Annotated in this window: 14 protein-coding genes; 8 read left to right on the top strand and 6 right to left on the bottom strand. The window is 72.4% G+C overall.

From position 1 onward, the window contains the following. The first annotated feature begins 79 nt into the window (after positions 1-79). The 3 genes from DCW30_RS06625 (at position 80) to DCW30_RS06615 (ending at position 3,874) form a co-directional block, all read left to right on the top strand. A complete protein-coding gene (locus tag DCW30_RS06625) occupies positions 80-1,879 on the top strand; it encodes a DEAD/DEAH box helicase (protein WP_076685920.1) in 1,800 nt (599 codons plus the stop codon). Positions 1,880-2,151: 272 nt separating this feature from the next. Then, positions 2,152-2,793 (top strand): IclR family transcriptional regulator, encoded by a 642-nt coding sequence (locus DCW30_RS06620; RefSeq protein ID WP_062776326.1) that lies wholly within the window; start codon positions 2,152-2,154, stop codon positions 2,791-2,793. Positions 2,794-3,064: 271 nt separating this feature from the next. Next, positions 3,065-3,874 (top strand): S16 family serine protease, encoded by an 810-nt coding sequence (locus tag DCW30_RS06615; RefSeq protein WP_076685922.1) that lies wholly within the window; start codon positions 3,065-3,067, stop codon positions 3,872-3,874. A 148-nt stretch (positions 3,875-4,022) separates the two neighbouring features. On the opposite strand, the gene DCW30_RS06605 is transcribed toward DCW30_RS06615, so the two are convergent. Both DCW30_RS06605 and DCW30_RS06600 read right to left on the bottom strand, forming a co-directional pair. Beyond that, the gene (locus tag DCW30_RS06605) at positions 4,023-4,613 is read right to left on the bottom strand and encodes an ArsR/SmtB family transcription factor (protein WP_076685926.1); all 591 of its coding nucleotides are present in this window, start codon (positions 4,611-4,613) and stop codon (positions 4,023-4,025) included. A 50-nt stretch (positions 4,614-4,663) separates the two neighbouring features. Next, positions 4,664-5,137 carry an Lrp/AsnC family transcriptional regulator gene (locus DCW30_RS06600; RefSeq protein WP_062776204.1) on the bottom strand — a complete coding sequence of 158 codons (474 nt, stop codon included), beginning with the start codon at positions 5,135-5,137 and terminating at the stop codon, positions 4,664-4,666. 121 nt (positions 5,138-5,258) lie between these two features. On the opposite strand from DCW30_RS06600, the gene hppD reads away from it, so the two are divergent. Next, positions 5,259-6,407: a 4-hydroxyphenylpyruvate dioxygenase gene (gene hppD, locus DCW30_RS06595; RefSeq protein ID WP_076685928.1), complete on the top strand. Its 1,149-nt coding sequence runs from the start codon at positions 5,259-5,261 to the stop codon at positions 6,405-6,407. Positions 6,408-6,459: 52 nt separating this feature from the next. On the opposite strand, the gene DCW30_RS06590 is transcribed toward hppD, so the two are convergent. After that, positions 6,460-7,017: a quercetin 2,3-dioxygenase gene (locus DCW30_RS06590; RefSeq protein WP_076685930.1), complete on the bottom strand. Its 558-nt coding sequence runs from the start codon at positions 7,015-7,017 to the stop codon at positions 6,460-6,462. A 90-nt stretch (positions 7,018-7,107) separates the two neighbouring features. On the opposite strand from DCW30_RS06590, the gene DCW30_RS06585 reads away from it, so the two are divergent. Continuing rightward, positions 7,108-7,539: a MarR family winged helix-turn-helix transcriptional regulator gene (locus DCW30_RS06585; RefSeq protein ID WP_076685932.1), complete on the top strand. Its 432-nt coding sequence runs from the start codon at positions 7,108-7,110 to the stop codon at positions 7,537-7,539. 26 nt (positions 7,540-7,565) lie between these two features. Here DCW30_RS06585 and DCW30_RS06580 read toward each other — a convergent pair whose 3' ends face one another. After that, positions 7,566-9,011 (bottom strand): tetratricopeptide repeat protein, encoded by a 1,446-nt coding sequence (locus DCW30_RS06580; RefSeq protein WP_076685935.1) that lies wholly within the window; start codon positions 9,009-9,011, stop codon positions 7,566-7,568. Positions 9,012-9,108: 97 nt separating this feature from the next. On the opposite strand from DCW30_RS06580, the gene DCW30_RS06575 reads away from it, so the two are divergent. Further along, positions 9,109-10,479, top strand: coding sequence for an FAD-binding oxidoreductase (locus DCW30_RS06575; RefSeq protein WP_076689260.1), 1,371 nt, complete (start codon positions 9,109-9,111; stop codon positions 10,477-10,479). A 37-nt stretch (positions 10,480-10,516) separates the two neighbouring features. Here the strand turns inward: DCW30_RS06575 and DCW30_RS06570 are convergent, their stop codons facing one another. Next, the gene (locus tag DCW30_RS06570) at positions 10,517-10,993 is read right to left on the bottom strand and encodes an SsgA family sporulation/cell division regulator (protein WP_076685937.1); all 477 of its coding nucleotides are present in this window, start codon (positions 10,991-10,993) and stop codon (positions 10,517-10,519) included. Positions 10,994-11,263: 270 nt separating this feature from the next. Between DCW30_RS06570 and DCW30_RS06565 the strand changes: the two genes are divergently transcribed. Both DCW30_RS06565 and DCW30_RS06560 read left to right on the top strand, forming a co-directional pair. Continuing rightward, on the top strand, positions 11,264-12,766 hold the full coding sequence (locus DCW30_RS06565; protein ID WP_119271275.1) for an RDD family protein: 1,503 nt from the start codon (positions 11,264-11,266) through the stop codon (positions 12,764-12,766). 145 nt (positions 12,767-12,911) lie between these two features. Further along, a complete protein-coding gene (locus DCW30_RS06560) occupies positions 12,912-13,613 on the top strand; it encodes an RDD family protein (RefSeq protein ID WP_076685939.1) in 702 nt (233 codons plus the stop codon). Positions 13,614-13,655: 42 nt separating this feature from the next. On the opposite strand, the gene DCW30_RS06555 is transcribed toward DCW30_RS06560, so the two are convergent. Next, positions 13,656-13,925, bottom strand: coding sequence for a hypothetical protein (locus DCW30_RS06555; protein WP_076685941.1), 270 nt, complete (start codon positions 13,923-13,925; stop codon positions 13,656-13,658). Positions 13,926-14,266 lie beyond the last annotated feature (341 nt).

Raw genomic sequence — 14,266 nt, 5'->3', positions numbered from 1 at the left:
GGAGCGGCGGGGCGTCAGGCCCGCACCGGTAGGGTGGCCCGGTTGTCGTACGTACCCGAGAAGTCAAAACCCGGAGACCGTGACTACCACCAGCGCCGCCGCCAACTCCTCCCACCACCTCTCGCCCGCCTTCCCCGGCCGCGCCCCCTGGGGCACCGCCAACAAGCTGCGTGCCTGGCAGCAGGGGGCGATGGAGCGGTACCTCCAGGAGCAGCCGCGAGACTTCCTCGCCGTCGCCACCCCCGGCGCCGGCAAGACGACGTTCGCGCTCACCCTCGCGTCCTGGCTGCTGCACCACCATGTCGTGCAGCAGGTCACCGTGGTCGCGCCCACCGAGCACCTGAAGAAGCAGTGGGCGGAGGCCGCCGCCCGCATCGGCATCAAACTGGACCCGGAGTACAGCGCGGGCCCGCTCAGCAAGGAGTACCACGGCGTCGCCGTCACGTACGCCGGTGTCGGCGTGCGGCCGATGCTGCACCGCAACCGCTCCGAGCAGCGCAAGACGCTCGTGATCCTCGACGAGATCCACCACGCGGGCGACAGCAAGTCCTGGGGTGAGGCGTGCCTGGAGGCGTTCGAGCCGGCGACGCGGCGCCTGGCGCTGACCGGCACGCCGTTCCGGTCCGACACCAACCCGATCCCCTTCGTCACGTACGAGGAGGGGAACGACGGCATCCGGCGCTCCTCCGCCGACTACACCTACGGCTACGGGAGCGCCCTCGGCGACGGCGTCGTGCGGCCCGTCATCTTCCTCTCGTACTCCGGCAACATGCGGTGGCGCACCAAGGCCGGTGACGAGATCGCCGCGCGGCTCGGCGAGCCGATGACCAAGGACGCCGTGTCGCAGGCCTGGCGCACCGCCCTCGACCCGCGCGGCGACTGGATGCCGAACGTCCTCAAGGCCGCCGACAAGCGGCTCAGCGAGGTCAGGAAGGCCATCCCGGACGCGGGCGGCCTCGTCATCGCCTCCGACCAGGACTCCGCGCGCGCCTACGCCAAACTGATCCGGGAGATCACGGGCACGAAGGCGACCGTCGTCCTGTCCGACGACGCGGGCGCCTCCAAGCGCATCGACGACTTCAGTGAGGGCGACGACCGGTGGATGGTCGCCGTCCGCATGGTGTCCGAGGGCGTCGACGTGCCGCGCCTCGCGGTCGGCGTGTACGCCACGACCATCTCCACGCCGCTCTTCTTCGCACAGGCCGTCGGCCGTTTCGTGCGGTCCAGGCGGCGCGGCGAGACGGCGTCCGTCTTCCTGCCGACCGTCCCCGACCTGCTCACCTTCGCCAACGAGATGGAGGTCGAGCGCGACCACGCGCTCGACAAGCCGAAGAAGGAGGGGGAGGAGGACCCCTACGCCGAGTCCGAGAAGGAGATGGACGAGGCGAACAAGCAGGAGGACGAGGACACCGGGGAGCAGGAGCAGTTCTCCTTCGAGGCCCTGGAGTCCGAGGCCGTCTTCGACCGGGTCCTCTTCGACGGCGCCGAGTTCGGCATGCAGGCGCACCCGGGCAGCGAGGAGGAGCAGGACTACCTGGGCATCCCCGGGCTCCTCGAACCCGACCAGGTGCAGATGCTGCTCCAGAAGCGGCAGGCCCGGCAGATCGCGCACAGCAGGAAGAAGCCGGACGAGGAGGCCGACCTCCTCGAACTGCCCGCCGAGCGGCGCCCGGTGGTCTCCCACAAGGAACTCCTCGGGCTGCGGAAGCAGCTGAACACGATGGTCGGCGCGTACGTGCACCAGAGCGGCAAGCCGCACGGCGTGATCCACACGGAGCTGCGGCGCACCTGCGGCGGGCCGCCGAGCGCGGAGGCCACGGCGGGGCAGCTGCGGCAGCGCATCGAGAAAGTGCAGGAGTGGGCCACGCGCATGAAGTGACGCGTGTGGCGTACGAGGTTTTTGTTGCTCCCCCCGCGTAACGGGGCAATGGGGGGCGCTCAGGGCGTACCCGTGCCCGGATTCTGGACGGAGTCTTCCGCTGAGCGGGACGGCCTCGCTAATGTCCCGGCTACGCACACGCCCCGTGGCAGCGCCGCCGCGGAGCGCAGCCGGAGTTCCGACCGGCGGCCTCTGACGCGCGTCGCCCACGGGACCGGCGGCGCAACCGCCGCGTAAGGAGGCCGCCGTCCCTCACTTAAGGAGTGGGCGTCGTGACCGCGGAGACTTCCCAGACGCTCGACAGAGGACTGCGCGTCCTCAAGCTGCTGGCCGACACCGACCATGGGCTCACGGTCACCGAGCTTTCCAACAAGCTCGGTGTGAACCGCACCGTGGTGTACCGCCTGCTCGCCACGCTCGAACAGCATGCCCTCGTCCGGCGTGACCTCGGCGGCCGCGCCCGCGTCGGGCTCGGCGTGCTCAGGCTCGGCCGCCAGGTGCACCCGCTGGTGCGCGAGGCCGCGCTGCCCGCGTTGCGCTCGCTCGCGGAGGACATAGGGGCGACGGCCCATCTGACCCTCGTGGACGGCTCCGAGGCCCTGGCGGTCGCCGTGGTCGAGCCGACGTGGACGGACTACCACGTCGCCTACCGCACGGGGTTCCGCCACCCCCTCGACCGGGGCGCCGCCGGGCGCGCCATCCTCGCCGCCCGGCAGAACCTGGTCACCGACCCCGGGTACGCGCTCACCCACGGCGAACTCGAAGCCGGCGCGAGCGGGGCCGCGGCGCCGCTGGTCGGGGTGACGGGCATAGAGGGCAGCGTGGGCGTGGTGATGCTGGCGGACTCCGTGCCGGAGCGGGTGGGGCCGCGGGTGGTGGACGCGGCGCGCGAGGTCGCCGACGCGTTGCGCTGACCGCGCGGTTTGAGCGGTTCCTCTTGGCTCGGTCCATCGCCGGCTGCGCCGAGCTCGTCCTCAAGCGCCGGACGGGCTCGATCTTCGCCGGTTGCGGCTGGCTCGTTCTCAAGCGCCGGGCGGGCTTGGTCTTCGCCGGTTGCGCCTGGCTCGTCCTCAAGCGCCGGACGGCTTTGCTATTGCCGGGCGGGCTTGGTCTTCGCCGGGCGGGCTTCATGAGTGTGGTGGGCGGGCTCCATAGGGCGTGGGGGTGGCGCGTTAGATTGATTCCGTGTCGTTCTCCCTCTCTCGTCTCACGCGCCCCCAGGCCCTCGCCGTCTGCGCGTTGCCCGTGGTGGCTCTGCTCGCTGTCGCGGGGCTCGCGCCGTTGCCGTTCGCCGTGGCCCAGCCGGGCGGGACGGCGGACGTCCTCGGGAAACACGAGGGGAAGCCGGTGCTCACCATCACCGGGGTGCCCACCCGGAAGACCGAGGGCTCGCTGCGGATGACGACGATCGTCGCCACGGGCCCGCAGATGGACGTGCGGCTCGGTGACGTGCTCGACGGATGGTTCCGCACGGACCGCGCGGTGATGCCGAAGGACTCGGTCTACCCGACCGGGGACAACGTGAAGGAAGTCGAGGAGCACAACCTCGGCGACATGAGGAAGTCGCAGGACGACGCCACGAAGGCGGCGCTCGCCCACCTCCGGGCGGAGGGCGTGGACGACGCCGGCAAGGCGAAGGTCGAGGCCGACCTCGGCAAGATCGGCGGGCCCAGCGCGGGCCTGTTCCTGTCGCTCGGCATCATCGACAAGCTGGACGGCGACGGCAGCGGCGGCGACCTGACGGGCGGCCGCGACATCGCGGGCACCGGCACGATCACCGCGTCCGGCAAGGTCGGCCCGGTCGGCGGCGTGGCCCTGAAGACCCAGGCGGCCCACCGCGACGGGGCCACGGTCTTCCTGGTCCCGAAGGCCGAGTGCGCGGACGCGGAGGCCGAGAAGCCGAAGGGCCTGCGGCTCATCCCCGTCACCACGCTGAAGGGGACGGTCGACGCACTGCGAGCCCTGAAGAAGGGCGGCGCCGTCCCGAGCTGCTGACCAGCCGGAGCCCCACTTCGACCATGGCCCAGCCCAGCCGCGTACGGAGCCGGGGGCGCCGTGTCCGTAACGGCGCCGCTCCTCGCAGCTCGGCGGAGCGGGCGTGGTGCAGCAGCAGGTGTATGTCGGGGTGCATGGCGGGGTCCTCTCACTCGGCGGAACGGGTCGGGAAGATGTGCGTGTGCATCCGGACCCTGGCGGAATTCGGGGTGTCCGCGTCCACCGCCAGCGGGCGGTAGCTCTCGATGAGCGCCTCCAGCTTCTGGTTCAGCTCGGCGGTGAGCTCCGGCGTCAGCCGCAGGGTGTAGTCGCTCATGTCCGCGCTCTCGGTCCACTCCTTCGGCCACTCGGCCATCGTGCCGAGCCAGGTGGACAGCTCCTGGGCGTGCAGCGTCGCGTGCTCGTGGAGGTAGAGGTCGGCGGCGCCGCGGACGGCCGGGTCGGGGTCGTGGCGCAGCGACTCGTCGAAGTACGTGCCCTGGTGGCTCGAGCGCCACCAGCGTTCGCGTCCCTTGCCGCGCTCGGGGTCGTCCTCGACGAAGCCGTGCGCGGCGAGCTGGCGCAGGTGGTAGCTGGTGGCGCCGCTCGACTCGCCCAGGCGCTCGGCCAGTTGGGACGCGGTCGCGGGGCCGTCGAGCCGCAGGGAGGCGAGCAGCCGTACCCGCAGGGGATGGGCGAGCCCCCGCAGGGAGCGAGGGCTGAGCGTGTGGATCTTCCGGGGCTCCGGCTGTTCCGTCATGACGTCAGCCTAGAGTTGCAAAGACTCCGTTGCAACGGTTTCTTTGTAACTCATGGATGATCCTCGGACGCCTGCTCCACCAGAGGGATGATCCGCAGCGGGACGGGGTTCTCCATGACGATCGCCGTGGAGGCGCGGACGATGCCCTCGAAGCCCACGACCCGGTCGATCACCCGCTGGAGATCGGCGTTGGACCGGGCCACGAGACGGCAGAGCATGTCGCCGTGGCCCGTGATGGTGTGCAGTTCGAGGACCTCGGCGACGCCCGCCAGATGGGCGCGCACGTCCGCCCCCTGGCCCTGCTTGATCTCCAGCGTCGCGAAGGCCGTGACCGGGTAGCCGAGGGCCGCGGGGTCGACCTCGGGACCGAAACCCCGGATGACCCCGTGGGACTGGAGGCGGTCCATGCGCGCCTGCACCGTGCCGCGCGCGACGCCGAGCCTGCGCGAGGCCTCCAGGACCCCGATCCGGGGCTCGCGGGCGAGGAGCACGATGAGCCTGCCGTCCAGATGATCGATCGCCATGGGGCCTCCGTGGTGGTCATCATGTACAGATAGCCCGGCCATCCTGGCCTTGCACTGGACAGTTTGACCACTGAAAACGCGAACTATTGCGCACCTTGTGGATCGGCGGGAGCCTCGGGCCATGACTGAGACCACCACCCACACCACCCCCGTGACCGCCCGCGAGGCCGATCCCTTCCCGGTCAGGGGAATGGACGCGGTCATCTTCGCCGTCGGCAACGCCAAGCAGGCCGCGCACTACTACTCCACCGCCTTCGGCATGAAGCTCGTGGCCTACTCCGGACCGGAGAACGGCAGCCGCGAGACCGCCAGTTACGTGCTGACGAACGGCGGCGCCCGCTTCGTCCTCACCTCCGTCATCAAGCCTTCCAGCGACTGGGGCCACTTCCTCTCCTCGCACGTGGCCGAGCACGGCGACGGCGTCGTCGACCTGGCCATCGAGGTGCCGGACGCGCGTGCCGCGTACGCCTACGCCGTGGAGCACGGCGCGCGCGGGATCACCGAGCCCTACGAGGTGAAGGACGACAACGGCACGGTCGTCCTCGCTGCCATCGCCACGTACGGCAAGACCCGCCACACGCTGGTGCAGCGCGGCGACTACGACGGCCCGTACCTGCCCGGCTTCGTCTCCGCCAAGCCGATCGTCGAGCCCCCGGCCAAGCGGACCTTCCAGGCGATCGACCACTGCGTCGGCAACGTCGAGCTCGGCAAGATGAACGAGTGGGTCGGCTTCTACAACAAGGTCATGGGCTTCACGAACATGAAGGAGTTCGTGGGCGACGACATCGCGACCGAGTACAGCGCGCTGATGTCGAAGGTCGTGGCCGACGGGACGCTGAAGGTGAAGTTCCCGATCAACGAGCCGGCCATCGCCAAGAAGAAGTCGCAGATCGACGAGTACCTGGAGTTCTACGGCGGCGCCGGCGTCCAGCACATCGCGCTCGCCACGAACGACATCGTGGAGTCCGTGCGCACGATGCGCGCGGCCGGTGTCCAGTTCCTCGACACCCCCGACTCGTACTACGACACGCTCGGCGAGTGGGCCGGTGAGACCCGCGTGCCCGTGGAGACCCTGCGCGAGCTGAAGATCCTCGTCGACCGCGACGAGGACGGCTACCTGCTCCAGATCTTCACCAAGCCCGTGCAGGACCGGCCGACCGTCTTCTTCGAGATGATCGAGCGGCACGGCTCGATGGGCTTCGGCAAGGGCAACTTCAAGGCCCTGTTCGAAGCGATCGAGCGGGAGCAGGAGCGCCGCGGCAACCTGTAGGCGCCGCCGCACGTCCGGCGGGCAGGCGCGGATTCCCCGCCTGTCCGCCGGGTCACCGGGTGCGCCACCGGTGGTCGGGCAGGAAGCTCACGTCGTACTGCTCGGGGACGCTCGCGAACTTGGCGGGCTCCGGGACGAGCGGGCGCCGCGGCAGGCCGTGCTGCTCCGTGGGGGCGCCGAGGTTCTCGAAGAACCGCTCGAAGGTGCCGCCGGGCCCCGCGGCGACGCCGACGACCTGGCTGTGGTGGCGCTCCATGCGGTAGGCGTGGCGGCAGTTCTTCGGCACGAAGCCGAAGTCGCCGGGGGTGAGCAGCTTCTCCTGCTGGACGCCCTCGGTGTCCTCGACGAAGAGCCGGACCGCGCCCTGGGTGACGTAGAAGACCTCGTGGGTGTCGGCGTGCACATGGGCGGGGATGAGGTCGCCCTTGGGGCCCTCGACGGTGAAGAAGTTGAAGGTGTTCTCCGTCTGCTCGCCGCCCGCGTAGACCGTGACGAGGTCGCCGAACAGATGGGCGCGGTCGCCCTCGCCCTTCTCGATGAAGTAGGGCCTCCCGGGCTCCGCGGGGATGCGGGACGCGGCGCGGTGGCGGGTGGCGTACTCGATGGTCATGACTGCTCCTCGATCGACGAACGTCAGGTAGCCTGACATTCGAGGGCCCGATCGGGCAACCACCGGCGCAGCAGCAGTCAGCGAGGAACCATGCCGCCCACCCGCCGCAACCTCCCCCAGCTCCTCGGCGACGCCCGCCGCTGGTTCGACGAAGGCCTGCTCGCCGCCATGGAGGCCGGCGGCTCCGCCCCCGTGTCGCCCACGCAGGCGCAGCTCTTCGCCGTGCTCGACGACGAGGGCACCACGGTCTCCGAGCTGGCGCGCCGCATGGCCGTCACCCGGCAGACCGCGCACCAGGCGGTGCACGGCCTCGTCGCCGCCGGACTCCTGGAGCAGGTCCCCGACCCCGCCTCCGCCAGGCAGCGGCTCATCAGGCGCACCCCGGCGGGCCGGAGCGCGCACCGCACCGCCCACGACGTCCTCGCCCGGCTGGAGGAACGCCTCGCCGAGCGCATCGGCAAGGACCTCGCCGACGCCCTGCGCGCGGCACTCGAAGCCCCGTGGGGCCCGCCCGCCCCCTGACACCGGCCCGGCAGCAGGGCCCCGCGTCAGGCGGAGTCGTCCGGGGCCGCCCGGCGCTTGGACGGCTTCGGCTTCGGCAGGGGGTCGGGCTTCTCGCCGGGCGGGGCGTAGACCTGCTCGGGCCCGCCCGGCGCCGGCTCGCCGAGGTCCTTCAGCGCGGCCCGCGCGGCCGGCGCGGCCAGCGGCGAGAAGTAGGGGTTGATCAGCAGCGCCTCGCGGAGGTGGCGGCGGGCCGCCCCCTCCTTGCCGAGCTCCCGCTCGATCTCGCCCCGGTGGTAGGTGAAGAGGGCGCTGCGCGGGCCCTTCTTGATCGCCTTGGTGACGTACTTCAGGCCCGCCTTGTCGTCCCCGGAACGGTGCAGCGCCCAGCCGAGCGCGTCCGCCGTCTCCGGGTTGGGGTGCACCGCGTACTCCGCCGTGAGCCGCTGCACTGCGATGTCCGCGTCCCCGTGGTCCGCCTCGTAGAGGCCGAGGACGCGCTGCTCGTTGACGCCGCCCGTGCTCACCTCCCGCACCCGCTTCCGCAGGTCGGCGTACTGCGCCCGCGCCGCGGGCCGCAGCTTCAGCGACTCGTACAGCTCCCCGAGCTCCAGGGCGTACTCGGGCAGCGGCTGCCGGGCGAGCGCCGAGCGGTAGGCCCGCAGCGCCTGCGAGGTACGGCCGAGCGCCGCGAGCGCGCGCCCCTCACCCGCCAGCGAGGGATGGTGGTCGGCGTCGGCGGCGAGCGCGGCCTTGTAGTACCGCAGGGCCACCCGCGGCTCGCCCCGCTCCCACGCCGTCTGCCCGAGGCGGTAGGCGGCCGCCGCCCGCTCCGCCGGGGTGTCGGCGAGCGCCATGGCCGAGGAGAGGGCGGAGTTCGCGTCCTCGCGCCAGCCGCGGTCGCGGTAGAACCACCCGGCGCGCACCTTGACGGCGGAGCGCGGACCCAGCGCCTTCAGCTTGTCCAGGGCCTTGTCGGCGGCCTTGACGTCACCCAGGCCGCTGTAGGCGTCGATCAGCGCCGGGTACACCGTCCACCGCTTCGGCGCCTGCCGCGCCGCCCGCTCGCCGAAGGTGCGCGCGGCACGGAAGTCGTGGCGGGCGTTGGCGAGCGTGGCGAGGCCCGTCAGCGCCTCCGGATTGCGCTCGGGCCCGGCCTCCAGCGAGGTCCGCAGCGCCTTCTCGGCCTTCGGGTAGTACCGGAAGTCGGCGGTCCGCTCACCCCGCGCCACATAGGCCGAGCCGAGCACCGCCCAGGAGTGCCCGTCACGGGGGTGCGCCCGCAGATGCGCCTCGCGCTCCCGGATCAGCGCCGCCAGATCCGGCAGCGCGGCGGGCCTGCCCGCGCCGACGGCCGCCATCGCGCGCCCCGAGGGGCCGAGCGCGGGCCGGACCGGATCGTCGCCGCCGGACGACGAGAGCACCAGGACGCCGCCGAGCACGAGACTCCCCGCGACGGAGGCGACGAGCACCTGCTTCATCGAGAGCTTCATGACGTCACTGTGCGTCAATACGAAGAGCACACCCCGGCACGTGGATCGGCGTCGCACACGGGTTCACACCGATGGCCCCGGGTGCGAGGCTGTGATCATGAGCCGCAACCTCGTCGCACTCCTCCAGGAGGGCCTGCCCGCCGAGGCCGTCCTCACGGACCCGGACGTCACGTCCGCGTACTCCCACGACATGGCGAGCTTCTGCGAGGCGGGCGTGCCCGCCGCCGTGGTGCTGCCGCGCACCGTCGGACAGGTGCAGCACGTCATGCGCACCGCCACCGAACTGCGCGTCCCCGTGGTGCCCCAGGGCGCCCGGACGGGCCTGTCGGGCGCCGCCAACGCCTCGGACGGCTGCATCGTGCTGTCCCTCGTCAAGATGGACCGCATCCTGGAGATCAGCCCCGTCGACCGGACCGCGGTGGTCGAACCGGGCGTCGTCAACGCCACGCTCTCCCGAGCCGTCGCCGAGTACGGCCTCCACTACCCGCCGGACCCCTCCAGCTGGGAGACGTGCACCATCGGCGGGAACATCGGCACCGCGTCCGGCGGCCTGTGCTGCGTGAAGTACGGGGTCACGGCCGAGTACGTCCTCGGGCTCGACGTCGTCCTCGCCGACGGACGGCTCATGAGCACCGGACGGCGTACCGCCAAGGGCGTCGCCGGCTACGACCTCACGCGCCTCTTCGTCGGCTCCGAGGGCAGCCTCGGCATCGTCGTCCGCGCCGTCCTCGCCCTGAAGCCGCAGCCGCCGCAACAGCTCGTCCTCGCCGCCGAGTTCGGCTCGTCGAGGGCCGCCTGCGACGCCATCTGCGCGATCATGGAGGGCGGTCACGTCCCCTCCCTGCTCGAACTCATGGACCGCACGACCGTCAAGGCCGTCAACGACCTGGCCCACATGGGCCTGCCCGAGACCACCGAGGCGCTCCTGCTCGCCGCCTTCGACACCCCCGACCCCGCGGCCGACCTCGCCGCCGTCGGCGCGCTCTGCGAGGCCGCGGGCGCCACCCAGGTCGTCCCCGCGGAGGACGCCGCCGAGTCGGAACTGCTGCTCCAGGCGCGGCGGCTCGCGCTCACCGCACTCGAAGCCGTCAAGGGCACCACGATGATCGACGACGTGTGCGTGCCGCGCTCGAAGCTCGCCGAGATGCTCGACGGCGTCGAACGCATCGGCGAGAAGTACGGCCTGACCATCGGGGTCTGCGCGCACGCGGGCGACGGCAACACCCACCCCACCGTCTGCTTCGACGTGGCCGACCCCGACGAGGGCAGGCGCGCCCGCGAGTCCTTCGACGAGATCATGGCCCTCGGCCTGGAACTCGGCGGCACGATCACCGGCGAACACGGCATCGGGGTGCTGAAGAAGGAATGGCTGGCGCGCGAGATCGGCCCGGTGGGAGTGGAGATGCAGCGCGCCGTCAAGGCGGCCTTCGACCCCCACTCGCTCCTCAACCCCGGCAAGCTGTTCTGAGGACGTGCCCCGCCGCCCCCGTGACGGCGGGACAGATTCACCCGTCCGTGGACTCGTCCGAGGGCCACGGCTCCCGCGGCCACCGCTCGTCCGCGCGGCCCGAAGTGGGAGCGAGCAGCTCGGTGAGGCCGCTGTCGATACCGAGCCGCTCGCCCTCAGAACCCGGGGGGACCACCCGCAGGGTGCGCTCCAGCCAGGCGGACACGGCGGACGCCGGAGCCTCCAGGAGGGCTTCGCCGTCGGGCGAGGTCAACGCCATCATGACGACCCCGCGCCCGTCCACCTTCGAGGGCCATACCCGCACGTCACCGTGGCCGCACGTCCTGAACACCCCCTCCACGAGCAGCTCGCGGGCGAACGTCCAGCGCACCGGGCACTCGGAACCGATGTGGAAGACGATGTGGACGGCGTAGGGATCGTCGGTGCGGTAGGTGAGCCGGGCCGGGACGGGCACGGCCTGCCCCGGTGACACGACCAGTTTGAGTTCGAGTTCGCGTTCCACCACGGAGTGCATGTCGGTGCGCTTCCTTTCGCGGTACGGGGTCCTGGAACGGACCCGTACGAGTGGAGAGCGCCAGATCGCCGAAGCGTTACGCGAGTACGCGGATTTTTTCTCCGGACGGGCGTGAGGAGGCGGTGGCGCGGGGCGTGCGGAGCCCGTGGGGGTCGTGTGGGGAGCGTGCCCGGAAGGTGATCCGTAGGACGGGAGCCGCCCGTGGGGATACGGAGGTCTGATAGATGTGGACCTCTCAACAGACCCCCGAACAGATACGGGACGACGGACATGAGCGCCCCTACTCCGGCCCCAGGCGACGACAGGCCCCGCGAAGGCTACTACCCCGACCCGTCCATTCCCGGATATGTCCGGTACTGGAACGGTGCCGCCTGGGTGCCCGGTACGAGCCGTCCCGCGCCGTCCGACGGTGAGCCCCTGCCGGTCCCGCCCGGCGCGACGGCCGCGGTCGCGCACCCCGTCGAGGAGACGGGCCCGCACTTCTTCGACGAGGAGCCCCCGGCGGCCCCCGCCGAACGGCCCGCCCAGCAGGACCCCGAGGCCGGACGGCACGGCGCGCGCCCCGAGCCCGCGACCGCCTGGCAGGCCGACGCCACCCGGCAGGACGGCCTCGGCGCGGAGCAGGAGCGCCGCGTCGCGTGGGGCGCCCCGGGGCAGCCCGACCCGCGTGTGCCGAGCGAGCCCGCGCCGCGCGCCGGGACGGCGAAGCCCCCGGAGCCCGCCGGGCAGCCGGAGCCGGGCGAGGACGGGAGCAACCCGGGGACCGTCACCCTCCGCGCCGTCAAGCCGGGCGACGCCGCGCCCGGTTCCGCGCAGCCGCCCACCGGCGAGGGCACAGTGACGTTCCGCCGCCCGTCGGGACCGGCGCGGCCGGCCGCCGGGTCCACGCCCGCCGCTTCGCCGGGCGCCGAGGGCACCATGGCGATCCGCGCCGGCGGCCACGGCGGGGCAGAGCGGGGCGCGCCCGCGACGCCGCCGCAGCCGACGCCCCCGCAGGCCTCCGTGCCGCCCCAGGCGGCCGCCCCGCAGGCGTCGGCTCCGCAGGCCTCCGTGCCGCCCCAGGCCGCGGCCTCGCAGCAGGCTCCCGCCGCGCCGCAGCCGCACGTCCCGCAGCAGGGCGGCGCCCCGGCGCCCGTCACCTCGGGGCCCGGCGGCGGGTCGGCCTCGTGGGCGCAGCAGGTGCACCAGCTCGCCGGTTCGGGCCCCGCCGCCCCGGGCGAGGCGCAGCCGGTCCTGCCGTGGAAGCCGGTGACCGAGGACCCGTTCCTCGCGGCGGCACGGGCCCAGGCGTCGGCACGGCCCGCCGGGCTCGGCAGGCGCTTCGCGGCGCGGCTCATCGACACCGCCGTCCTCGCCGCGGTCACCGGAGCGGCGGCGCTGCCGCTCGGCGCCGACGCGGCGGACCACATCGACGGCAAGATCGACGCGGCGAAGCTGTCGGGGGAGAAGACCACGGTCTGGCTGCTCGACGGCACCACCGCGGGCCACCTCGGCATCGTCCTCGCCGTGCTGCTGCTCTTCGGCGTCGTGTACGAGGCGCTGCCCACCGCCAAGTGGGGCCGCACCCTGGGCAAGAAGGTGTGCGGGATCGAGGTGCGGGACATCGAGGAGCACGAGACGCCGACCCTCCGGGCGGCGCTGCGGCGCTGGCTGGTGTACAGCGTGCCGGGCGTCCTGGTCATCGGCGTCGTCGGTGTCCTGTGGTGCCTCTTCGACCGCCCGTGGCGGCAGTGCTGGCACGACAAGGCGGCAGGAACGTTCGTGGCGGGCTGACCTCGGGGCGGGCCCCCGTCGGCCGCACGCCGTCCGTACGGGGAGCGGATACGCCGATCGCGGCCGGACCCCACGTGGAACGGCGGGTAACCCGGTCAGCCGCTCGCCGGATGCGGAGCGGGGGCCGAGGCGGTCGACTCGGGCCATGAGCACCGAACCGCCGCAGTACCCGCCGCCACCGGGCGACGACAGCGACCCGTTCAGGAAACAGCCGCCGCGCCAGCCACCGCCCGGCGGCGGCTCCCCGTACGACACGCCGCCACCGTCCGGCGGCGGTTCCCCCTACGACACCCCGCCGCCGGGCGGCGGCGCGCCTTACGGGGGCGTCCCTCCGGGGCCGGGCGACGGTGGGCCCTACGGCGGAGGGCCGGGAGGCTACGGCGGCCAGGACCCCCTCGCCGGGATGCCGCCCCTGGCCGACAGCGGAAAGCGTGTGCTCGCCCGCATCATCGACATGATTCTGGTGGGCATCGTCGTGGGCCTGCTGTCCTGGGCGTTCGGCACGTCCGAGTACGACATCGACCCGGACGAGGTGAACTCGGGCCGCTCGTTCGGCCAGTCGCTGCTGGCCGCCGTGCTCTACATCGCCTACGACACCTTCATGATCTCCAGGACCGGGCAGACGCTCGGCAAGAAGTGGCTCGGGATGCGCGTCGCGAACCTCAACGACGGCGCGACCCCGAGCATGCAGACGGCGCTGGCCAGGGCAGCGGTGCTCTGGCTGCCGTTCGCCTTCTGCTGTGCGTGCATCTGGACGGCGATCTGCGGCGGCTGGAGCTTCTTCGACAAGCCCTACAAGCAGGGCCTGCACGACAAGGCCGCGAAGACGGTGGTGGTCAGCACGTAGCTCTGCTCATGCGGTGGCGTCCCCCGCCGGCGGGTCCGTGGACTACGGGCCCGCCGGTTCGCGTACGGACTCGGCGAGCACGGGGGCGCGCCGCTCGGCGGGGGAGGCCGCGGGCACGGTGCGCACGGCGGGCGCCACCGGCCGGGGCTGCGGGACCGTCATCGCCACCAGCAGGCCGAGGCCGAGCGCGGCCAGGGCTATCACCGCGACACCGGCGCCCGAGTCGGTCCGGGACAGCAGCAGCATGGCGAGGGTGGAGAAGACGACGGTCAGCGATCCGTAGGCGATCTGTGCGGTGGTCGGACGTGGCATGGGACGAGGCATGACGTGATCCGTCCTCGGCAGGGGTCCCCCAGGCTTTTGACCACGGGGGTGAAGGTGGATGTGGGTACGGCTGTACACGAATCAAAGGGGGCCCGACGGTGGCGACTTGGGATGTGCCGCCGCGCGCTGTGACGCACCGTCGATTGACTCTATGACGCTGCATGCCCTACGGGAACGGGCGGTAAGCGTGACCTAACCCACGGTGCCGGAGCATGGGGGGCGCACGGGTTCATGGCGTCCACCAAGTGGACGGGCGGGCGCGCCCGTTGGCCTTGCCCGTGGGGGGCGCGTCCTGTCCGCATACCGGATGCGCGGGACTGCATAGTGCA

This window comes from Streptomyces alfalfae (genome assembly GCF_004127445.1).
In the GTDB taxonomy this organism is placed as follows: Bacteria; Actinomycetota; Actinomycetes; order Streptomycetales; family Streptomycetaceae; genus Streptomyces; species Streptomyces alfalfae.
Note: the sequence above shows the minus strand (reverse complement) of the source record. Positions and strands in the feature narration are given on the sequence as shown.